The 22,499-nt window shown below is 57.0% G+C and carries 18 protein-coding genes; 12 read left to right on the top strand and 6 right to left on the bottom strand.

Features of this window, described 5'->3' with window-relative positions; all coding sequences use genetic code 11:
- Window positions 1-2 precede the first annotated feature (2 nt).
- Genes OQH67_RS04150 through OQH67_RS04160 form a run of 3 tightly spaced genes read left to right on the top strand, consistent with a single transcriptional unit; the run spans window position 3 to window position 3,552 of the window.
- A complete protein-coding gene (locus OQH67_RS04150; protein WP_215434312.1) occupies window positions 3-1,253 on the top strand; it encodes a prenyltransferase/squalene oxidase repeat-containing protein in 1,251 nt (416 codons plus the stop codon).
- On the top strand, window positions 1,250-2,395 hold the full coding sequence (locus OQH67_RS04155) for a glycoside hydrolase family 43 protein (RefSeq protein WP_215434311.1): 1,146 nt from the start codon (window positions 1,250-1,252) through the stop codon (window positions 2,393-2,395). The genes OQH67_RS04150 and OQH67_RS04155 overlap by 4 nt, the downstream gene beginning before the upstream one ends.
- Before the next feature lie 41 nt (window positions 2,396-2,436).
- Window positions 2,437-3,552, top strand: coding sequence for a glycoside hydrolase family 43 protein (locus OQH67_RS04160; RefSeq protein WP_215434310.1), 1,116 nt, complete (start codon window positions 2,437-2,439; stop codon window positions 3,550-3,552).
- A 198-nt stretch (window positions 3,553-3,750) separates the two neighbouring features.
- On the opposite strand, the gene OQH67_RS04165 is transcribed toward OQH67_RS04160, so the two are convergent.
- Entirely contained in the window at window positions 3,751-4,170 is a 420-nt protein-coding gene (locus OQH67_RS04165; protein ID WP_215434308.1) for a hypothetical protein, read from the bottom strand.
- Between the two features lie 244 nt (window positions 4,171-4,414).
- Window positions 4,415-5,962 carry an ankyrin repeat domain-containing protein gene (locus tag OQH67_RS04170; protein ID WP_215434306.1) on the bottom strand — a complete coding sequence of 516 codons (1,548 nt, stop codon included), beginning with the start codon at window positions 5,960-5,962 and terminating at the stop codon, window positions 4,415-4,417.
- 154 nt (window positions 5,963-6,116) lie between these two features.
- On the opposite strand from OQH67_RS04170, the gene OQH67_RS04175 reads away from it, so the two are divergent.
- The 7 genes from OQH67_RS04175 (at window position 6,117) to OQH67_RS04205 (ending at window position 14,395) form a co-directional block, all read left to right on the top strand.
- Window positions 6,117-7,019 (top strand): LysR substrate-binding domain-containing protein, encoded by a 903-nt coding sequence (locus OQH67_RS04175; RefSeq protein WP_215434304.1) that lies wholly within the window; start codon window positions 6,117-6,119, stop codon window positions 7,017-7,019.
- A gap of 121 nt (window positions 7,020-7,140) precedes the next feature.
- Complete coding sequence (locus OQH67_RS04180) at window positions 7,141-8,172, top strand: YeiH family protein (protein ID WP_215434303.1); 1,032 nt, start codon at window positions 7,141-7,143, stop codon at window positions 8,170-8,172.
- 120 nt (window positions 8,173-8,292) lie between these two features.
- Entirely contained in the window at window positions 8,293-9,363 is a 1,071-nt protein-coding gene (locus tag OQH67_RS04185; protein ID WP_215434302.1) for a pyridoxal-phosphate-dependent aminotransferase family protein, read from the top strand.
- 236 nt (window positions 9,364-9,599) lie between these two features.
- Window positions 9,600-10,853, top strand: coding sequence for a DUF1015 domain-containing protein (locus tag OQH67_RS04190; protein ID WP_215434300.1), 1,254 nt, complete (start codon window positions 9,600-9,602; stop codon window positions 10,851-10,853).
- 21 nt (window positions 10,854-10,874) lie between these two features.
- Window positions 10,875-12,446 (top strand): 3-phosphoglycerate dehydrogenase family protein, encoded by a 1,572-nt coding sequence (locus tag OQH67_RS04195; RefSeq protein WP_067572116.1) that lies wholly within the window; start codon window positions 10,875-10,877, stop codon window positions 12,444-12,446.
- A 148-nt stretch (window positions 12,447-12,594) separates the two neighbouring features.
- Complete coding sequence (locus OQH67_RS04200) at window positions 12,595-13,650, top strand: hypothetical protein (RefSeq protein WP_215434299.1); 1,056 nt, start codon at window positions 12,595-12,597, stop codon at window positions 13,648-13,650.
- A gap of 58 nt (window positions 13,651-13,708) precedes the next feature.
- Window positions 13,709-14,395, top strand: a complete 687-nt coding sequence (locus OQH67_RS04205; protein WP_215711636.1) for a 7-carboxy-7-deazaguanine synthase QueE — start codon at window positions 13,709-13,711, stop codon at window positions 14,393-14,395.
- Window positions 14,396-14,454: 59 nt separating this feature from the next.
- Here the strand turns inward: OQH67_RS04205 and rho are convergent, their stop codons facing one another.
- The 4 genes from rho to OQH67_RS04225 form a co-directional block, all read right to left on the bottom strand.
- Window positions 14,455-16,449 (bottom strand): transcription termination factor Rho, encoded by a 1,995-nt coding sequence (gene rho, locus OQH67_RS04210; protein WP_215434297.1) that lies wholly within the window; start codon window positions 16,447-16,449, stop codon window positions 14,455-14,457.
- Window positions 16,450-16,497: 48 nt separating this feature from the next.
- Entirely contained in the window at window positions 16,498-17,253 is a 756-nt protein-coding gene (locus tag OQH67_RS04215; RefSeq protein WP_067572120.1) for a YebC/PmpR family DNA-binding transcriptional regulator, read from the bottom strand.
- A 590-nt stretch (window positions 17,254-17,843) separates the two neighbouring features.
- Window positions 17,844-18,221, bottom strand: coding sequence for a hypothetical protein (locus OQH67_RS04220; RefSeq protein ID WP_215434296.1), 378 nt, complete (start codon window positions 18,219-18,221; stop codon window positions 17,844-17,846).
- A gap of 486 nt (window positions 18,222-18,707) precedes the next feature.
- A complete protein-coding gene (locus OQH67_RS04225; RefSeq protein WP_215434294.1) occupies window positions 18,708-19,988 on the bottom strand; it encodes a hypothetical protein in 1,281 nt (426 codons plus the stop codon).
- 308 nt (window positions 19,989-20,296) lie between these two features.
- Between OQH67_RS04225 and OQH67_RS04230 the strand changes: the two genes are divergently transcribed.
- Both OQH67_RS04230 and OQH67_RS04235 read left to right on the top strand, forming a co-directional pair.
- Window positions 20,297-21,721, top strand: a complete 1,425-nt coding sequence (locus tag OQH67_RS04230; RefSeq protein WP_215434293.1) for a cation diffusion facilitator family transporter — start codon at window positions 20,297-20,299, stop codon at window positions 21,719-21,721.
- 38 nt (window positions 21,722-21,759) lie between these two features.
- Window positions 21,760-22,494, top strand: a complete 735-nt coding sequence (locus OQH67_RS04235; protein ID WP_215434292.1) for a class I SAM-dependent methyltransferase — start codon at window positions 21,760-21,762, stop codon at window positions 22,492-22,494.
- Window positions 22,495-22,499 lie beyond the last annotated feature (5 nt).

Genomic DNA, 22,499 nt, shown 5'->3' on the forward strand with positions numbered 1-22,499 from the left:
CCATGTTCCGTCTTTTGTTTTCCAGCCTGCTTCTGCTTGCGTCCCTGACTGTTTCCGCCAGAGAACCGGAAACGGTACCCGGCGACCGGAAGGATACCATTCCCATTGCAAAAATTCCGGATATTCCCCCTGCTGAACGCGGACAATTCAGCGCGGCATTCCGCCGCGGCGTGGATTTTTTGCTGGAAAAACAGAACAGGGACGGCTCCTGGGGAGACCACCGGGTGATCGGCACATGGAACATTCTCTGCCCCTATCCGGACGGCCCGCTCACCTTCAAGACGGCGAGCACGGCCCTGTGCATCGCGGGACTTAACGCCACTCCCCTGCGGGACGAACCAAAGGTACGGGAAGCCATGACCCGCGCGGAAGATTACCTGATCCGGACGATGCCCCATTTGAAGCGGGGGGACGCCCTCTGCGTTTACAACATCTGGGCGCATACCTACGTGCTGGACGCCATGAGCATGCGTGCGGCCGGGCTGGACCGCGAAAGCCCGCGCTACAAACAACTCATGGACTGCGCTCGCCTCCAGGTGGACAGGCTCAACGAACTGGCTTCCGCCAAGGGGGGCTGGGGCTATCTCACCTACATCGGATTCAGCAAACGGCCTGCATCGGAACCCACCTCCTTCCTGACCGGGACCGTTCTCATTTCCGCATGGATGGTCGGTAAGACATTCGGCCTCTCCCTGGATGAGAAGGTGTTCAGCCGGGCCCTGAAATTCCTCAAATCCCAGCGTACCCCAGCCGGAACCTATGTTTATTCCCTGAGCCACTCCTATTATCCCGGCAGACCCATCAACCGCCACACCGGCAGCCTGGCCCGCACCCCGGCCTGCGATTACGCCATCAAGCTGTGGGAACCGGAAGATATTTCCATGCTCCAGCTTGTGAACGGACTGGACCGCCTGTGGAGCCGCAGGGGCTGGCTGACCATGGCCCTCCACAAGCCGGTTCCGCATGAAAGCTTCGCACAGAATTCCGGGTACTTTTTCTATTATGGATATTATTATTCAGGAATGTGTCTGGACATGCTGGCCCCCAATCAGGTAAAACGTCATGCGTCTCTGCTGGCCGGCGACATCCTTGCGCGCCAGGGCAGAGACGGTTCCTGGTGGGACTATCCATTGTACAATTATCACAAATTCTATGGTACCGGTTATGCCCTGTACGCCCTTTCCAGAGCATGGGACAAACTGTACGGCCATCCCGACCATTCACTGACCACTTCCGCATCCTCAGAGCCATGACCAATATCATCAAACCGCTGCTGTCCCTCCTCCTGTTTTGCGGCGCCGCCGTCCTTTCCGCGGCGGACACCCCCGTCAAGCACACTTCCTTCAAGCCCGGAGAAATCTGGACGGACAACAACGGCGTCCACATCAACGCCCACGGCGGCGGCATCCTCTACGACAAGGGGACCTACTACTGGTACGGGGAACACAAGGTGGAGGGCGACGCGGGCAACTACGCCCAGGTGGGTGTCCACTGCTATTCCTCCAAGGACCTGTACAACTGGAAGGACGAGGGAATCGCCCTGAAAGTGGTGGAAGGGGACAATTCCCATCCCATCGCCAAGGGGTGCATCCTGGAACGCCCCAAAGTGGTTTACAACAAGAAGACCAAAAAGTACGTGATGTGGTTCCATCTGGAGCTCAAGGGGAAAGGCTACGGGGCCGCCTATGCGGGAGTGGCGACGGCCACCAAGCCGACCGGGCCGTTCACGTTCCTGAAGGCCGGGCGCGTCAATCCGGGCAAATGGCCTGCGAACATGGACAAGAAGGACCAGACCATGAAAACCTTCAAGGGGGTGCCCGCTCTTACTTCCAGCGCCCTGCCGGAAGGAGTCCGCTCCGAGGACATGTTCAAGAAGGATTTTGAAAAAGGCCAGATGAGCCGGGACATGACCATTTTTGTGGACGACGACGGCAAGGCCTACCACATTTATTCCTCCGAGGAAAACAGCACCACGCACATTGCGGAGCTCACCCCGGACTACACCGGGCACACGGGCAAATTCGTACGCGTCTTCCCGGGACGTTTCATGGAAGCCCCCGCTATCTTCAAGCACAAGGGCAAATACTACTTCATCGCTTCCGGCTGTACGGGCTGGGCGCCCAACGCCGCCCGCAGCGCCGTGGCCAAGCACATTGCCGGCCCGTGGACGGAACTCAAGAATCCCTGCGTAGGGCCGAAGGCGGGCATCACCTTCGGCGGCCAAAGCACTTATGTTCTGCCCGTTCAGGGCAAGCCCGGCAAATTCATCTTCATGGCGGACATCTGGCGGCCCAAGAATGCCATCGACGGACGCTACCTGTGGCTGCCCATCCAGTTTGACGGCGATCAGATCAAGCTGGAATGGAAAGACGAATGGAAATTGGAAGACCTGTAAGAACGCGAATCCGCAACCTGTCTCAAAACTATTTCAAGAATATGAAGAAAACACTTTCAACCGCCTTTTTCTCCCTCTGCCTGTTCTACGGCATGACCGCCCTTTCTCCGGCGGACGTCCCCGTCAAGCACACTTCCTTCAAACCCGGAGAAATCTGGACGGACAACAACGGCGTCCACATCAACGCCCACGGCGGCGGCATCCTCTACGACAAGGGAACCTATTACTGGTACGGGGAACATAAGGTTGAAGGGGACGCCGGAAACCGCGCCCAGGTGGGCGTGCACTGCTATTCCTCCAAAGACCTGTACAACTGGAAGGACGAGGGAATCGCCCTGAAGGTGGTGGAAGGGGACAATTCCCACCCCATCGCCAAGGGGTGCATCCTGGAACGCCCCAAAGTGGTTTACAACAAGAAGACCAAAAAGTACGTGATGTGGTTCCATCTGGAGCTCAAGGGGAAAGGCTATGGTTCCGCGTATGCGGGAGTGGCGACGGCCACCAAGCCGACCGGGCCGTTCACGTTCCTGAGGGCCGGGCGCGTCAATCCGGGCAAATGGCCCCTGAACCTGGACAAAAAGGACCAGACCACGGAGTTCACCAAGGAAATGCCCGACTACGTCCGCATCATCAGGCGTGACTATCCCGGCGGCCAGATGAGCCGGGACATGACCATTTTTGTGGACGACAACGGCAAGGCCTACCATATCTATTCCTCGGAAGGCAACATCACGCTCCACATAGCGGAACTCACCCCGGACTACACCGGGCATAACGGGAAATACGTCCGGGCTTTCGTCAACCGCTACATGGAGGCTCCCGCCATCTGCAAGCACAAGGGCAAATACTACATGATCGCTTCCGGCTGTTCCGGCTGGGCTCCCAACGCCGCCCGCAGCGCCGTGGCCGACCGGATTGCCGGACCGTGGAAGGAACTCAAAAACCCCTGCGTGGGCCCGAAGGCGGGCATCACCTTCGGCGGCCAAAGCACGTACATTCTGCCCGTGCAGGGCAAGCCCGGCAAATTCATCTTCATGGCGGACATCTGGCGGCCCAAAAACGCCATCGACGGACGCTACCTGTGGCTGCCCATGAAATGGGAAGGCGACCAGATCAAGCTGGAATGGAAGGATGAATGGACGCTGGAAGACCTGTGATTGAAGGTCCGCATCCGCGGATGCCGGCTCCTGCTCCCTGCTGAAGGCCGCCTGCCGGGAAACAGCACGGAGAGTTGTTTCCTCCCGCATTTCCGGATGCAGGAAGAAACTGCCGCAGACTCTTTTAAAGAATCCGGCCTGTTCCCTTTTTCAAGGAACAGGCCGGATTCTTTTTTTCAAGGGCAGTAAAAACTGCTGTTAACGGGATTTTCTGCTCGCAATGATGTAATTCCTCATGCGCTGGTCAGCCGGAGTGGTGGGACGCACGCTGGTAACCCACTTGCCGTCCTTGTCCTTCTTTTTCACTTCCGTCCTGTCGCGGTAAAGCTTCGCGGAAAAATTGTCGGAATCCAGAATTACCGGACCTGGGCCCCTGGTGACGAGGGGAGCGGGCGGCACTTCCGCAACAACGGTCAGGGGTTCACGCAGGGATTCGTACCAGTACACCAATTCCTGCTGCCCCTGAGGATTGGCAGGATACGGAACGTATGCGCCGTTATTGGCGGAAACCTTCACATAAGCCGGTTCCGGAAACGTAGTCTGATAAGAAGAAGGGGAACAGGCCCCCAACAGCATAAGTCCGGCGGCGCCGGTAATGATCATGGAATGCAGTTTCATATAAGCATTGGAGTCCCCGCCGGGCGTCACCGTTCAGACGATGAGCGGCAACAGAATGTCACCCATGACGGAACAGACGGCTGAAAATGAACAGGGACAAGCATGAATCGCCGACATTTCCTCATCAGCCCCACGCCGTTTTTCAGTCCGGGCTTCGTACGGAATTCACCGGGGAAATGTTCCGGAAACCATGGAAGCATGCCGTCAAGCCGGCTCCCGGCAGGCGCCTTGTCCGGAAAAGTCTCTATTTGCGGGCAGCCTCCTTCTCTTCTTTCCTTCTTTTCTCCGCTCCGGTCATTCCACCATTCTCCCGGATCAGGGATGCAGCTTCCACATGGCCATGTTCCAGGGCGATGTCCAGTGCGGTCCGCCCTCGCCAGTCTTCCGCATTGATCATTCCCCAACATGTCCCCAGAATCCGGACCATCCCGGAGGAACCCGCCTCGGCGGCCTCCATGAGCGGCGTAACCGCGCCCTTGAGAAGAGCGTGCTGTTCATGCAGCCGGATACGGGATGTCAAAAACCGGAGCGCGTCTTCATCCTGTAACCTGACGGCCAAAAAAACGGCTTGCCACGGAGAGACGGCATCCTCCAAATCCGTGCGCAGTTTTTCCAGATTCTCCGCCAATTCCCCGTATTGCGCCGCCAAAGGCCCTCCGGCGGCGGCCTTGTGCTCCATCGCAAGACGCGCCTCTCCGAATCCGGCAAAGGAACGGGGAGGACATTCAAAACCTTCCGCCCTCCTTTCCGGAGCCAGGCCGGCCAGCGTCATCAAATCCCGGCACCGCTGCCGATACAGCCATGTCCAGTGCGCCGTCATGTAAATGTCAATACCGGAACTCCAGAAATAGATTCCGGGTTGTATCTCGTATTCCACGGACATGATCACATAATACCTCCAGGCACGATCCGCCATTTTCAGTTTTTTCTCCCATCCGGTTTCCATACCGGGCCTGTAGCCGTCCTCTCTCAGCAGAGCTGTCCTGATGCCGTCCAGACGGGCCTCCCAGTAATTCCGGTACTCTATCATCATGGATTTGATGAAAGGATAATCGGACGAACATACGGCCTGCTCCACTCTGTGCAGAACTGGATCATCCTCCTGCCAGCCGGGATGGACGGGAACAGCATCCACCAGGGGATAGGCATGTGTCGCACACGCCGTATCGGCAATGGCCATGACCCTCTCCATCTTTTTAAAAGCCCGGTGCACCAGCACTTCCGCCTCTTCCGTGTCCCTCAGCTTCTCCCCGGATGAAGATTCCTCCAAGTCCGGGTATTCCTGGCGCTTCCGTCCGGCCAGAAGCCACGCCCGGTAAAATTCTTCATCCGCCTGAAGGAATTTCTCCCAAGCGGCCTGCGTCCCCGCCCAGGCAAGCATGACCAGCTCATCCTGCAATTCCTGCATGGGCATTTCATACGCCATGCCTCCTTTGAACGGAATCAGTTCCGCCTTCACAAACCACCGTGAAACCAGCCATGCGACCACGGGAGCATACAGGGAATCCAGCTTTGACTGCCAATAGGCGTCCAGCCTGGCGGCGGCTTCCGCCAGGGCGCGGGCATCCTTCGCTTTCCTGGCGGCATCCACTGCCTGTTCCAGGCGGGCCGCCTCGCGTTCATCCGGTCCGGGAAGCGCCCGTTTGCCATAAGCGGGCATGTATTCCGCAAACGCTTTCAGCGTACCGGAAGGCAGCAGCCATTCATCCATCTTTTGATTCCACTCCTTCCCGGAAGCCCATCCGAATAAAAACAATGCGGCCGCGGCTATCGTCCATAATCTGATTATCATGCTGCCCCGTTCTCTTCCTTCCGGACAAGCCGGACGAGCCGGCATTCTGTCATAACAAGTTTTTCACTCCCATCAGCTTCAGCAGGAAAAAACGGATGAAGGAAAGGAGCTTGCCGGAACCAAGGCGGCATGGTTGAATGGCATCATTCCTCCCATGATTACGGATTTCCGACTGAAAGTTTTTGAAACCGTTGCGCGGCGGCTCAACTTTACCCGCGCGGCGGAGGAATTGTTCATTACCCAGCCTGCCGTCACCCGCCATGTGAAGGAACTGGAACGCCTGCTTGACGCTCGGCTGTTTAAACGGGAGGGGCGCGGCATCGTCCTGACGGAGGAAGGAAGCCGCCTGCTGGCCCATTCCCGCAGGATTCTGAAGGAATACGAGGCGCTGAACGAAGACATGGCATCCGCCGGGAATGCACCCGTATCCGGCGAACTGAGCCTGGGGGCCAGTTCCACGATGGCCCAGTACGTGCTGCCTCCCCTCCTGGCTTTGTTCAGCCGCCGTTATCCGGATATCCGCATACGGTTGAAAAGCGGTAATACGGAAGAAATAGAACAAGCCGTGCAGGATGAAACCGTACAGCTCGGCATTGTGGAAGGCACGGCAACCAGAAAGGACCTCCATTACCTCCCCTTTCTGGCTGATGAAATCATTCTGGCAGGAGGGATGCAGGCCGCGCCGGCGCCCCGGGACGGCCTCACTGCCACCCAGCTTTCCGGCATCCCCCTGATCATGCGGGAACCCGGGTCCGGCACGCGGCGGATCGTGGAGGAAGCGCTGAAAGCCCAGGGAGTCTCCCCGTCCGAATTGCATGTCCTGATGACACTGGGCAATACGGAGAGCATCAAACTTTACCTGGAACATTCCCCGGCGTGCGCCTTTCTTTCCTCCCTGGCCGTCAGGGAAGAGCTCAAGAACGGGAACCTGAAAAGAATCCCCTTGCGCCATATGGAAATCCGCCGTTCCTTCCATTTCGCGACCGGACATGGAGACCACAGCAGGATCAACGAATTGTTCATCAGGTTCTGCAAGAACTATTATAACAAAATCTAATCAACTATAAACGTTTTTGATTAGATTTCATCATGAAACAGGAGTATATATTCCGCTCAGCCGTCCGGCCCCCGGTCATCGGAACGCCGCAAACGGCCCGGACCATCATCCGCTAAAAATCATGTCTCCCAAACGACTCGCCAATCCCCTGCACGGCATTCTGCTGATCGTTCTCTTCTCCTTTTCCGCCTGTTACATTGCGGATTTCCAATGGGTGAAGCACCTTTCCTTCAGCCCGCTGATCGTCGGCATCGTGCTGGGGATGATTTACGCCAACAGCCTGCGCAACCATCTGCCGAAAACGTGGGTCCCCGGCATTCAGTTCTGCACCAAGCAGGTTTTGAGAACGGGCATCGTCCTGTACGGATTCAAGCTGACGTTCCAGAGCGTGATCGACATCGGAGGCGCCGCCCTGCTCATTGACGCGGTCGTCGTGGCCTTCACCATTTTGCTGGGCGCGGGACTGGGCCGCCTGCTGAAGATGGACCGGGATACGGCCCTGCTGACCTCCATCGGCAGTTCCATTTGCGGAGCCGCCGCCGTGCTGGGGGCGGAACCCGTCGTGAAAAGCCAGCCGTACAAGGCGGCCGTGGCCGTCTCCACCGTCGTTATCTTCGGGACGCTCTCCATGTTCCTCTATCCGGCCCTGTTCCGGGCCGGAATGCTGGACCTGACGACGGAACAAATGGGCCTGTTTACGGGAGCCACACTGCATGAAGTGGCGCACGTGGTCGGCGCCGGCAACGCCATGGGACAGGCCATTTCAGACCCGGCCATCATCGTCAAGATGATCCGCGTGATGATGCTGGCCCCGGTACTGGTCATCCTGAGCATCATCCTTTCCCGCAGGGAAGCCGCTGCCGGACAAACGGGGCAAAAACGGAAAATCACCATTCCCTGGTTCGCTTTCCTGTTCCTGGCCGTCATCGGCTTCAATTCCCTGCATCTGCTGCCTTCCGGCGTTGTAAGCGCCATCAATTCCCTGGATACGTTCCTGCTGACCATGGCCATGACGGCCCTGGGCGCGGAATCCAGCTTTGAGAAGTTCAAAAAAGCGGGCGCGCGGCCCTTCCTGCTGGCGGCGCTGCTGTACGCGTGGCTCTTCTTCGGCGGCTACTGGCTTGTGAAAGGAATGACGGCCTGGATGGCCTGAGAAATGCCGTGACATGGTGAAACCGCACTTCCAGCCATCCGCCTCCCCCAACCGCAAAGAATTTTGAATAGCCAAACGGTTTGAAGACGCTATAGTACACGTACCCAGTTTCTAAAACCAATGGCAACCAAATTATTCATTCCCGGACCCACCGAAGTAGCACCTGAAGTACTCGCCGCCATGAGCGGCCCGATGATGGGCCACCGATCCAAGGCGGCCTCCGCCCTGCAGCGCCGCATTTCCGACAATCTGCGCCGCATTCTGCTGACGGAACAGGAAATCCTGCTTTCCACGTCTTCCGGCACGGGCCTGATGGAAGGCGCCGTGCGCTCCTGCACCGCCAAGCGCGCCGCCATTTTCTCCGTGGGCGCCTTTGGCGACAAATGGTACAAGATCGCCACGGGCAACGGCGTCCCCGCCGACATTTTCAAGAGCGAGCTCGGCCAGCCCACCACCCCGGAAATGGTGGACGCCGCCCTGTCCACCGGCAAATACGACACGATCTGCATCACGCACAACGAAACTTCCACCGGCATTCAAAACCCGGTGGAAGATATTGCGGAAGTACTCAGAAAGTACCCGGATGTCGTCTGGTGCATGGATGCCGTCAGCTCCGCCGCGGGTTCCCGCATTGAAACGGACAAGCTGGGCGTGGACGTGCTGGTGACTTCCACCCAGAAGGCGCTGGCCCTGCCTCCCGGCATGGCCGTCTGCACGCTCTCCCCGAAGGCTTACGAACGCACTGCTTCCGTTCCCAACCGCGGCTGCTATTTTGACCTGCGTTCCATTTACGACACCATCCAGAAGAAGGATTACCAGTACACGAACACCCCGTGCGTTTCCATCATGTACGCCATGGACCTCCAGCTCCAGCGCATCATGCAGGAAGGCGTGGACAACCGCTTTGCGCGCCATGAAGCCATGGCCGAGTTCGTGCGCTCCTGGGCGGACGAATATTTCAGCGTTTTCGCCAACCGCGACCACCTTTCCCGCACCCTGACGGTGATCAGCAACACGCGCAACATTGACGTAGCCGCGCTGAACAACGCTTTGATCGAACGCGGCATGCAGCTTGGCAACGGTTACGGCGACTTGAAGAACAAGACGTTCCGCATCGCCCACATGGGCGAACTGACGATGGACGACATGCGTTCCATCACCTCCAACATTGTGGACATCCTCAAGATTTAGCAATCCCACTCCGTTCCCTCTTTCCCGGACAGCCGGGAAAGAGGGAACGGCAACCCGCTTCACAGGGAGAAGATTCTCCCGGATGGGCATTTTCCGGATTCTTCCATTTTTCCGATTCGGCAGGCTTTCCCGTCCGGCATGCACCGCTGTTCATTGCGGCATGTATTTTGGCGGGGCTTGTTTCCCCCATCCGCTCCCTGTATCATCGCCGTCACTCCTAACCGTTCATCTTTTCCATGTCCACTCTCCACCCCTTCCCCGCCCTGCGGCCTCCACGGGATATGGCCGCCCGGGTGTCCTCGCTGCCCTACGACGTCATGAACCACCGAGAGGCCAAAGAGATGGCCGCCGGAAACGACGCCTCCTTCCTGCACATCTGCCGTTCCGACATTGATACGAGCGAGGAAGCCATCCATGCCCCGGAAACCTACGCCAGGGCGAAGGAAAATCTGGAGGCCTTCATCCGGAAAGGCTACCTCGTCCGGGACGGCGCACCGTCCTTTTACATTTACCGCCAGATCATGTGGGGCCGCGTGCAGACGGGCATCGTCGGCTGCGCCTCCGTGGACGAGTATGCGAACGGCACCATCAAGAAGCATGAACTGACCCGCAGGGAAAAGGAACTGGACCGCATCGAGCATTTCGATGCCTGTTCCGCGCAGACGGAACCGGTCTTTCTGGCGTACCGGAAGCATGATGGGATTTCCCGCATCATCCGGGAATGGATCAAATTTCATAAGCCGGAATACGATTTCACCACGGAGGACGGCGTAACCCACATTCTGTGGCCTGTTGCGGAACCCTCAACCGTTGAGGCCATCCGGAAAGGATTTGAGGAAGTGGAAGCTTTGTACATTGCGGACGGCCACCACCGCACGGCCTCCAGCGCCGCCGTCTCGGCCAGACGCCGGAAGGCACACCCGGACTATACGGGGCAGGAAGAATTTAACTACCTGATGGCGGTTGTCTTCTGCGACGAGGACCTGTTCATCATGGATTACAACCGCGTCGTGCGCGACCTGAACGGCCTGAGCCGCGACGAGTTCATGGAGAGGCTCCAAACTGTTTTCGACGTGGTCCCCGCCGACACCGTTCCGGGAGAAGGCTACGCCCCGCGCGCCAAGCATGAATTCGGCATGTATCTGGACGGCCGCTGGCATTCCCTCACCGCCAAACCGGGCACTTTCGACGCGAACCATCCCATTGAAAGCCTGGACTGCGCCATCCTCCAGGCCAACCTGCTGGCCCCTATCCTGGGCATTGACGACCCGCGTACCAGCGACCGCATCGACTTCGTGGGCGGCATCCGCGGCCTGGGAGAATTGGAACGCCGCTGCGCCGAAGGAATGGCGCTGGCCTTTTCCCTGTATCCCGTCACCATGGACGACCTGTTCCGCGTGGCGGACGCCGGGGAAATCATGCCCCCCAAATCCACCTGGTTCGAGCCTAAACTGCGCAGCGGGCTTTTCGTCCACACCATTGAACATTAACCCTCCCCTCTCCATACCAACATGAACAAGGTTCTCATTCCCACCAAACTCTCCGACGTAGCGGCCAACACGCTTAAAACGGCAGGATATGAAGTCATTCAGGACGCGGACACGCCCCTGGACGTACAGGCGGCCAGCCACCCGGATACCGTGGCCCTGATCGTCCGCAGTGAAAAAGTCACTCCGGAAATCATGGACTCCCTCCCCTCCCTGAAACTGGTGATCCGCGCCGGAGCCGGCTACGACAACATCGACATCGTGTACGCCCGCAAGAAGAATGTGGACGTCATGAACACGCCGGGCGCCAACTCCAATGCCGTGGCGGAAGAAGTCATGGCCATGATCCTGGCGTATTACCGCCATCTCGTCCAGGCGGACACCACCACCCGCGCCGGCCTGTGGGAAAAGAAAAAGTACATGGGCAGCGAGTTGACCAAGAAGACCGTGGGGATCATCGGCCTGGGCAACATCGGCCGCAACCTCGTCAAACGCCTCCAGGGCTTTGAACCCACCCTGCTGGGGTACGACCACTTCCTGGCCCGCCAGCGCGCCCTGAACATCGGCGTCACGCCCACCAGCATTGAAGACATTTTCTCCCAGTGCGACATCATCACCCTGCACGTTCCGGGCGGTCCCTCCACCCACCACATGGTGAATGCGGAACTCATCAGTCGCATGAAGGATGGAGCTGTCCTGATCAACTGCTCCCGCTACGGGGTAGTGGATGAAGAAGCCCTGGCCGCCGCAAAAGCCGCCGGCAAAACCATCGGCTACCTGACGGACGTGCATCCCAAGGACGCCGCCGGAGAGAAACCCTCCGCCGCCGTAGCGGACCTGCTCCTGCCCCATTTGGGAGCCAATACCAGGGAAGCCAACACCAAGGCCGCCAAACGCGCCGCGGAACAGATGGTAGCTTATTTCTCCGACGGGGATACCTCCTGCGTGGTCAACGGGGAATCCCCCAACGGCCTCAATCCGGCCCACCTGCAACTGGCCTTCCTGCTGGCCGCCCTGGCCCGCAAGGCCGGCGGCAACAAACCCATACGCCGCGTGGAATGCACCTTTTACGGCAATCTGCGCGTTTTCCGCAAATGGTTCACCGCCCCCATTCTGGAAGGGTTGCTGCCGCACGCGGAAAAAGGGCTCATGCCTCCCGCCGCGGAAGAGTCGCTACGGGAACACGGCATTGTCTTCAAGGCCCGGGAACCCAAGGACGACAAGCCCTACGAAGACTCCATCACGCTGGACGTGGTCATGGAGGACGAAGGGGAATATTTCAACACCAGTGTGCGCGGCGTCGTGACGGAGGGCATTCCCATGGTCTCCCGACTGAACAACTTCAACGGCCTGTATGCCGACCTGCGCGGAACGACCATTTTCCTGCACTACAAGGACCGTCCCGGCATCATCGCCACCATCGGTTCGGCCCTGTATTCCAACGGCATCAATATCGACAACATCGCCGCCCCGGCCGACCACTCCACCCAGGAAGCCCTGGCCGTCCTCAAAACCAACAAGCCCGTTTCCGACGAGTTGCTCAACAAGATTGCCGGAGAGATAGACGCCATAACCGCCTTCTCTCTGGACGTCTGATCCGCAACATGCTTCCGGAACCTGTCCGGAATGGCCCCAAAAAGACCGTTTTCCTTGATACTGAGGGAGAGCGGTCTTTTCTCATTTCTGCCTGATTGACAAGAGAGCCTTATTTTTGTAGTTTTACCCGAATCATTGGAACATTCCCATGCGCTACGTACTTCTCTTGCTGACTATACTGACTGCCGCTCTCTCCGTTTGGTATTACCAACATAAAATCACACCGGAAGGAGAGGCCCTGGCCGCCCGGAAACAGACCATGGAAGAAGCAGCCGTGACACTGCAGCAAACCGTCAACGAAAGCCGTACAAAATTGAACAACGCCCAGGACGCTACGCGGGACGCGGAGCTGGCGTTGGAAAAATTCCAGGCGCATTACCTGGATAAAAAAAGGCAGCAGTACCAGGAAAATGCCGATGCCTCCTACCGGAAAGCCATGGAGGACCATCAGGAGGAGGTAAACGATCACAACCAAAAAATGGAACACTTCCGGCAGCGCGCCGCCAAGCAGAGGGAAAGCACCAAATCAGCCCGGCAGGAACTGCTCCAGAAAAAAGAGCAGATGAGAGGCCTTCTTGCCAAACTGACAGACAAGCAGCGGAGCATCCAAAAGGAACTGGCGGATGCGGAACGCGAGGCGGCAAAATCACGGGAAGATTCCAAAACCAAGAAAAAATCTGCCGCCCGTGCCCCTTCCCAGAAAGTCAACACGGAAGCCTTGCAGGCACAACTGGGCCGCATCCACCAGGCAATCGCCGGCACGAATGAAAAAATCCGCCAGTTGGACGCCGATCTGACGACCCAGGAACAAAAGGCCGTCAAGCTGGAACTCCGCCTGCAGAACGCCGAGAAAAAATTGACTGAGCAGAAAGATACCGCTCTGGCGGATGACAGGGAGGAAAAAGTGCCGGACATGATGGACGTGACGGACGACGATCTGCTGGCAACCGCAGAATACAGGGAACAATCCAAAACCGTCCGGGAAGCATTCGCACGGGCCCAGAAGGAAGAAGCACAGGCTTCCCATGCCTATGACAGGGCGCGGGCGGCCATGGGGAGAGCCTCCAAAGAGGAACTGGCCGATTTGAACAAGCAGGAAAAGGACCATGCCTCCTTCCAGAAGCTATTCACGGGAGCCGTTTCCGTCGTCGGATTCATCCTGCTGCTATTCACCGTGGGCGCGTTCCGCCGCAGCAACGGCTGACGGCTCCCGCAGGGAGGCGTTGACGGATGCGGGGGATATGGTAGTCTCATGCGGCTTGATGATGTTAAAACTGGCCCAGCTTCACGGAGAACCGGAGATCTTCCATTCCATTCAGGGGGAAGGAGCATCCCAGGGTACGCCCTGTGTTTTCCTGCGCCTGGCGGGGTGTAATCTGGCCTGTTCCTGGTGTGATACGGCCTATTCATGGAACGGCACATCCCCGGCTGTGAAGCTTTCCCCTGAAGAGGCGGCGGCGGCCGTCCTCCATTATCCGTGCCGCCGCCTGGTCATCACCGGAGGCGAGCCTCTTGTTCAGCAAAAGGCCCTTCCCGGGTTGCTCCGGCTGCTTCCGGAACACTTCGTGGAAATGGAAACCAACGGCGCCATCCTGCCGGATGAAGAGTTGCTGCACCATATCGGCCAGTTCAACGTTTCCCCCAAGCTTCCCCATTCCGGCAATGATGCCGCCCGAGCCTGGAAACCGGATATTCTGCGCCGTCTGGCGGAAACGAAAAAAGCCTGGTTCAAATTTGTGGCTTCCTGCGAAGAGGATGTGGCAGGCGTTTTGCGACTGGCACAACAGGCGGGAATACCTACGGAGCGCATCCTCATCATGCCTCTGGCCGCCAGCCGGGAAGAACTGGACATCATGCGCCCGCGGGTTGTGGCATGGAGCCTGCGCTACGGTCTGCGCTTTTCCGACCGTCTGCACATCGCCATTTGGGGCAGTAAAAAAGGCGTCTGACCGGATTTCAGTATTTTCCGAAATCGGACGGACGCCGTAAAAAAGAAGATATTGGTTCCCTAAGCCTTCTGCTTCAGATCCAGAAGCATCTGGGCATTGCTGGGGTACTTGTTCAGGAAGAACAGGAAGCGTTCCATGGCTTCCACGGGCTTGTGGCCTGCCAGCGCACGGCGGATCAGATTCATCTTGAACAGCCACGCATCCGGCATGATCAGTTCCTCACGGCGCGTTCCGGACTTCAGGATATCCACAGCCGGGAAAATGTAATGCTCCGCAATGCGGCGGTTCAGCACCAGCTCCATGTTGCCCGTTCCCTTGAACTCCTGGAAAATCAGGTCGTCCATGCGGCTGTTCGTTTCCACCAGCGCCGTGGCGATAATGGTCAGAGAACCGGCCTGCCGGGTGTTGCGGGCGGCGGCAAAGAGGCGGCGCGGCATTTCCAGCGCACGGGCGTCAATGCCGCCGGACATGGTGCGGCCGCTCCCCTTGTCCGCATTGTTGTAGGCACGCGCAAGGCGGGTGATGGAGTCCATCAGCAGGAATACATGCTGCCCCGCCTCCACAAGGCGTTTGGCGCGTTCGATGCAAAGTTCCGCCATGCGGCAGTGGTCGCGAACTCTTCCGTCATTGGAGGAAGCGTAGATTTCCGCGCCGGGCAGGGAACGCTTGAATTCCGTGACTTCTTCCGGCCGTTCGTCCACCAGAAGCACCATCAGGTGGACGGAGTCCTTGTAATTTTCCAGAATGGCCTCAGCCATATGCTGGAGGAGCGTCGTCTTGCCCGCGCGGGGCGGAGAGACGATCAGCCCGCGCTGGCCGCGGCCTATGGGGGCAATCAGGTCCAGCGTACGCGTGGTATAGCGTTCCGGACGGGTTTCAAAGGAAAGGCGCTTGGTCGGGTTGACCGCCTTGAGTTCTTCAAAATGCGGATGCTTGCGGGCTTTCTCCGCAAGGTCTCCGTTGATGGAGGTGATTTCCGTCAGCAGAATGCCGCGGTCATGGCGGCAAGCCTGCCCGTGAACCCACACGGCGGGGCGCAGGCCGAATTTGCGGATCATGTCCTGCGGGACGTACACGGCCTCCGCAAAAGCGTCAAAATCATTGTCCGGCTTCCGCAGAAAGCCGAATCCCTTGTTCGTAATCTCCAGCAGGCCGTCCACCGATTCCGGCGGCCCCAGTTCCCGCGGAGCATTGTTCTGGGGGGAGGGATTGTCCTGGAAATTGCCATTCCGGCGGTTTTTAAATCGGCCGTTGCCGTTTTTATTATTATAATTTCCGTTGCGGTTGTCGGGCCGGTTGGTCCGGTTTTTGTTAAAACGGTCGTTATTGCGCTGGTTGTTCCGGTCAAAACGCTGGCGCTGCTGGTCATTCCCCCGCTGGGGTTCCCGGGAAGATTCGTCTGACAGGTCTGCCGCCCCTTCCTGCACCACCCTGATGGCAGGAGGTGCCGCATCGGGATTTCCCTCCGCATCCTGCGCCCGGTTCTTTCTCACGAACCGCTGGCGGATCACCTTGGGCTTCTTTTCCTCAGCTTCTCCGGAAGAAGATTCTGCGGACGTGGCGGAATGCTGCGGCGCCAGGGCGGGAGTGGAGGAATCCGGGGCATCAGCCTCATGTTCTCCGGCGGAAACAGTCTTTGTGGAACGCCTGCGCACCGGCTTGACTGCTGTCTCCGCAGCAGGGGCAGGCGTTTCGGCCTGATCGGAGACTTCCTCCACAGGCTTCTTGCGGGGACGGCCCCTTCTGGGTTTGGCGGGGGCTTCCTCCGCCGGGACTTCTTCTACGGCCTTGGCAGTACGCTTGCGGACGGAGGTCTTCTTTTCCGGCTCCTTCGTTTCCCTTTCACCTTTGATTTCCGTTTCAGGCACCTTTTTCCTGACAGTCCGCTTGCGCGGGGCGGGGGAAGATTCCTGTGCGGATGCGGAAGAGTGCGCGTCCACCAGGGATTCCGCCGGAGCCTCCGCAGAGGATTTGGTCCTGCGCACGGTGCGTTTTTTGACTGCCGACTCCGGAGAACCCTGCTCCGGAGTCAAATCTGGGGAAGTATCAGACATGAAAAAGAAGGTTAAACTGCAAAAAGCGTTTCCTGAAAGACAACGGCGCTAGTCAAGCTGTTCGAGGATTTCCTCCGCCACGTCAAAATTGGAAAACACGTTGAGCGCATCATCGTAATCATCCAGCGCTTCATACAGCCGCATGGCGGCCCTGGCCGTATCCGCATCATTGATCATGGTCACATTCTGGGCCACGGAAATCAGCTTCATGGAGGTCACCGTGTGTCCAGCGGCGCGCAGGGCGGCGCATACGTTATTCAATTCCGTGGGATCGGTCACAAACACCCATTCATTGTCGGAATCTCCGGTTTCCACGTCGTCCGCACCGCATTCCAGCGCCAGGTCCATGGCGGAATCTTCCGTGAGGCCTTCCGCCATGATGCGGGCTTCCCCCTTGCGTTCAAACTGGTAGGCAACGGAGCCGGGAGTGCCGATGCTGCCGCCGTTCTTGGTGAACAGGGTACGCAGTTCGGAAGCGGAACGGTTCGTATTGTCCGTAGCCACTTCAATCAGGAAGGCCGTTCCAGCCGGGCCGTAGCCCTCATAAGTAATTTCCTGAATGGAGGCTCCTCCCAATTCCCCGGTTCCTTTCTTGATGGCGCGCTCAATGTTTTCCTTGGGGGTGGACACGGCCTTGGCTCCGTCAATGGCGGCGCGCAGGCGAGGATTCAGGTCCGGATCTCCCCCGCCGCTCTTGGCGGCCAGCATGATTTCATGGGCAAAACGGGCGAACACCTTGCCCTTTTTGGCATCTTCCTTAGCCTTAACGTGCTTGATTTTAGACCATTTGTTATGTCCGGACATAGAAATTAACTGGGGATAATAGTAAGTGAATGAAAAGAGACGAACTAGCAAGTGGCGCTATCCTTCAACCCGGGCGAACATATTGCTTTCTGCATCATACCACGCGGGGGGGATCAGGGCTCGATCATCCGTAAACATGCTACAGGGACCAGATACTCTGCCGGAAAATATGCCGAACTCCCAAAAAGGATGACGGCAACCACTTGGCAGTCACTCTCAACGCAAGCAAAATACAGCATTCCCCGGCGTTGGCAATACTTTTTTAGGTCACCTCCGTGCGTCCCTGCACCGCATGGACCGGACAATCCGCCGTGGTTCCGACTCTTGAAAATACCCTGTCGGAACGGGGGCTCCTCGAACTCCGACTCTCAGACAAAAACTGCCGTCCCTACCGGAAAAGCTATTCCGGTAGCGCCGCTTTTCCCGACATTTTCCCAACCTCCAGACAATGGATGTTGGAATATTAAAGCCACAGAACGGCCGGAAAATTTCCCGAATTTTTGATCATCTCCCTCTGCGTAGTTTTTTCCCGGCTTTATTTGAAACGAGATTCTCCTGTCTTATCCCAATCCGGCAGGAATGGGAGAAAGCTATTCTTCAGCTTCCCGTCGCCACTTTTTCAACAGTTCTTTGTCGAAAACAATCCGATGCCCGGAAACATCATATTTCCCCTTATATTTATCCTTCATTTCAAAACTTATCTGAATGCCGTCATCCTCTTCGAAAACTTCCATGTCCAGCCCTTCGTACCTGCCTTCCTTCATCCCATACTGAACCTGCTCCCGGGCAGACGGCAGGCGTCCATGGGATTCACGGAAAGCCCGGACCCATAAACCCATCTGCTTCAATTCTTCTCTTACGGAAGAGATATTCGTATGCACTTCTTCCAGTGTTTCAAACCACAGCACCACATTCAGCGAAACGGATGCCAAAAGAATGATCCCCAAAGCAATGGCCATCTTTTTCATCCAGGAATGCCTGGGGACCTCGGAAACGGTTCTTTTATGTTCAGTCTCATTCATCCCAGTTTTATGGAACATTATCGTATTGGATCGCAAACTCATCGGGAGAACCGGTATAATAATGTATCCAATACTTGTTATAAATGATCAAGCCTACCCATAATTCTTCATCTTTCCATTTGCCCATATTGACAGATACGCCTCGGGGGAACCTTACATTCGGCATAAACGCTCCGCGGGTCACCGGGAGGCAAACAATACGCCTGCTCCCAGTTGCTCTCTCCCCAGTGTTCTATCCGCAAGACCGTTTTATAAAGGCGGTCCGGCGTTATTTCACGCATTTCCCTGATTCCAACAATTAAAAATACATTCAACAGAATGGAGATGCACAGAGAAATCAGCAACAGAAATAGAAGAATGCCTTTCCACATATTCAGAATCAAGGTCATGGTACTTGTAAAAGTTTCCAGAAATATGGGCTGTGCTCATGCCTCATTCCTCATTTCCCTCCTCCTCATCATCATAGCGGTTACCGCCTTCATATGCGGTCACATCCTCATTAATCATGGAAAAACAGGCATAAAATTCATTCCTTTCCAAAGGACCTTCTTCCGCCTCCCGCAAATGCTTTAGCTCCCTGCCATGCTCGTCAAAATAGCTGATCTGTTGAACACCGTTTTCCGGATAGGAAAAACGGATAATCGCACATTGCTGCCGGTGATCGGAGCTTAACTCGCCGTGCTGGTCATAGTAACGAATTTCCTTCACGGCACGACCCCCTCCCAAATCACTTCCAGGTTCATAATGATCCGCGCAGCGCCGTGCCCAGCCCTGCAGACCGCGCGTCAGCCGTCCGAATTTGTCCGTATATTCCGCCTCGGCTACGTCGTAGGGGTCCAGATAAAATCTGGCCTGCAGCAGCTTTTCAGGCAGGAGCATTCGTAATTCATCAATGCCATAGTTGTAGCCGAACCTGCCCTTCAAATAAAATGTTTTTCTCGTAGAAGCCGTCACTTCCGCCTCCCAGCCCTTGTGGACTTCCAGGCAGGCCACACCGGCTCCGGGAGCGGGCGTTGCCTTGTATTGATGGTACCGTATTGTCCGCCCCTTCGGATAAATTGCCGGACGCTCCACATCTACAGGCTCCTGATAGAAGATGCCGCTTTCCTTCTCCGCTTTTCCAAAAAAGGATTCCTTGAAAACAAAAGGTCCATGAAGAATCCACCCCGCCTGTTGAATTACATCTCCGCGGTGATAGCCGTCTGCGCAATGGCATTCTTCTCCCTCCGCATTATAAAAAGTAACACTGTTTCTCCCCCTGTTCTCTTCCACTACCCGCATATGGTATCCCTGATCGTCAAGTTCGCAGATTTTGCCATCCATCGTAAAATACGTGTAAATGAAAAGTCCGTAATCCTGAATATCAGTCCACTTCCGGTCGTTTGCCTCATCGTATTCTTTTTTGGGATAAAAACTGGAAAGGACATCCAAGAACGCCCCCTGCCGCACCGTTGGCGGGGAAGGAGCATCCACCCATTCTTCACAGGCTAGAATCAATGTTGACTGCAGAAATTTCCGCCCATTGAATTCTATCGGCTTCAACTCAACACTCCTGGAGTTGACGGGAGGATATTTTCGGTCGAAATATCCGGGATTCGGTGGTTCCCACAAGTCCATCACCGGCAATCCTCTCACATCAAACATGCGGACACCTCCTTCAAACAGGCTCATCCCCGGCAGAGCCATCATCAAAAAAGCCAATAAATATTTCATATCCATATGATTTTCTTCCTATAACCTGGAAGATAAAGATTCTCTGGGCAAAATTGACCACATGTGGAGCATGGGAAACGGCAAATGTCTTTTATTAAATGATTTGGCCTTCAACATCAAGGAAGCTTTCATCATCCGGCAAAAATTGTTCCCCGCATCTTCCGTCCGGCTTGACGATTTTTCGTCAGTATGCCGTCTGAAACCATAGCTGTCCCAAAAAGGCAGTCGCCCCGTTCAACAAAGAATGTGTTATCGTTGACTAAGAGAGAGGACCCGGCTTAGATTGGCTTTCCGTTCTCTTCAGTCTTATGGATCAAGCAGCCCACCATGAAAAATCACGCGCGGCCTTCTCCTCCGTCCTGTGGTCTGCCTTCCTGACCGGAATCAAGATCTGGGCCGGCGTGAAAACGGGCAGCCTGGGCATTATCTCGGAGGCTCTGCACAGCGGACTGGACCTGATGGCGGCGGGAATGACCTTTTACGCCGTAAGGATAGCCGCACGCCCGGCGGATGAAAGCCATCCCTACGGGCATGAAAAGATAGAGAACCTTTCCGCCCTGGCGGAAACGGCCCTGCTCCTGATCACTTGCGGATGGATTGTCTGGGAGGCCATAGACCGCCTGTTTTACAATGAAGCGGAAATCACTCTCACCTGGTGGGCCTTTGCCGTGGTGGCCGTCTCCCTGCTGGTGGACGTGAACCGCTCCGCCATGCTCCGCCGGGTAGCCAAAAAACACAAGAGCCAGGCTCTGGAAGCAGACGCCCTGCATTTCACGACGGATATCTGGTCCTCCGCCGTGGTGATGCTGGGCCTCTTCTGCGTATGGCTGGCACACCTGGTTCCTGCGGATTCCGTCTGGCACGGCCTTCTGGAAAAAGCGGACGCCGTGGCCGCCCTGTTCGTGGCCGCCCTGGTCTGTTCCGTGGCCTACGGCCTGGCCAAGCGTTCCATCCACGCCCTGATGGACGGCGGTTCCTCCGCCCTGACGCACCAGGTGCTGGCTGCCATGAAGAAGAACGCTCCGGATTACCCGGTCAAACGCATCCGCCTGCGCGACGGCGGGGCGCGCATTTTCGTGGAACTGGATGTGGAAGCCCCGGCGGAATTGCACGTGGACGTAGCCCATGACGTGGCGGAGTCCATAGAAGGGATTGTGAAGTACGAGCTGCCGGAGGCGGATGTCATCGTGCACATCGAACCCGCCCATGAAGACTTTGCCGGCATGGAGCCGGATGCGGTCGTCCACCGCCTGGCCCTGCGCCATCACGTCCGCATTCACGGTTTTTATGAAGGAAGGGGCAAACATGACTCCTGTTATTTCATGGATGTGGAAGTTCCCGCGGACTGGCCGCTGGACCGCGGATACGAGGTTGTGGAAGCGTTCAGGAAAGACGTTATCCAGGAGCTCCAGCCGGAAAAGGTTGTCTGCCGCATTGAACCGGATTGCCGTGAAATGAAGGCCAATTCCGTCCTGGAACACGTTTCCCCGGAAGAAGTACATTTGAAGGTGCGCCTCATCCTCCAGCAGCACCGCGACATCCGCAACATTGTCAAGCTGGATCTGGACAAGGAAGACAGCTTCCCCACCCTTACCTGTCTTTGCACGGCCGATCCGGAGCTGACCGTCCGCCAATCCCACCAGATAGCTTCGCAACTGGAAGACCAGATAGAAAACGCGCTGCACCATCTGGGCCGCGTCACCGTCATCCTGAAGCCGGAGGCCCGGACCTGAGCCGGGGCAGTCAGGCTCTTTCCTCCTTTCCCTCCGCCATGAAGCAGAACAAGTACGACGAAGATTCCTTTTTCCGGAAATGCAGCCAAATGGACCGTTCCGTCAAGGGACTGGCCGGAGCCGGAGAATGGAAAACGCTGGAACGGATGCTGCCGGATTTTCACGGGAAACGGGTTCTGGACCTGGGCTGCGGATTCGGCTGGCACTGCCGGTATGCGGCGGAACACGGAGCGACTTCCGTCACGGGGGTGGATATTTCGGAAAAAATGCTCGCCAGAGCCGCAAGCATGGAAAAGACGGATATCATCAACTACATCTGCATGCCCATGGAGGACATTGATTTTCCTCCCTCTTCCTTTGACATAGTCATCAGTTCACTGGCCTTTCACTACACGCGGGATTTCCCCCGCATCTGCCGGGAGGTTTCCCATTGCCTGGGCAGCGGCGGCGCATTCGTTTTTTCCGTGGAGCACCCCGTTTTTACCGCCCAGGGACGCCAGGACTGGCATTATGACGGCTCCGGCGGCATCATGCACTGGCCCGTGGACGGTTATTTTGCGGAAGGCCCCCGCAAGGCCGTCTTTCTGGGGGAGGAAGTAACCAAATACCACAGGACGCTCACCACCTACCTGGGCGCCCTAGCCGCAAACGGATTTGAGATCATTGCCGTGGAAGAGCCCCAGCCTTCCGGAGAGCTTCTGAATACTGTTCCCGGCATGCGGGACGAGTTGAGGCGCCCGATGATGCTCATCATTTCCGCCCGCAAAAAGTAGCGCGC

The organism is Akkermansia biwaensis (genome assembly GCF_026072915.1).
GTDB lineage: Bacteria > Verrucomicrobiota > Verrucomicrobiia > Verrucomicrobiales > Akkermansiaceae > Akkermansia > Akkermansia biwaensis.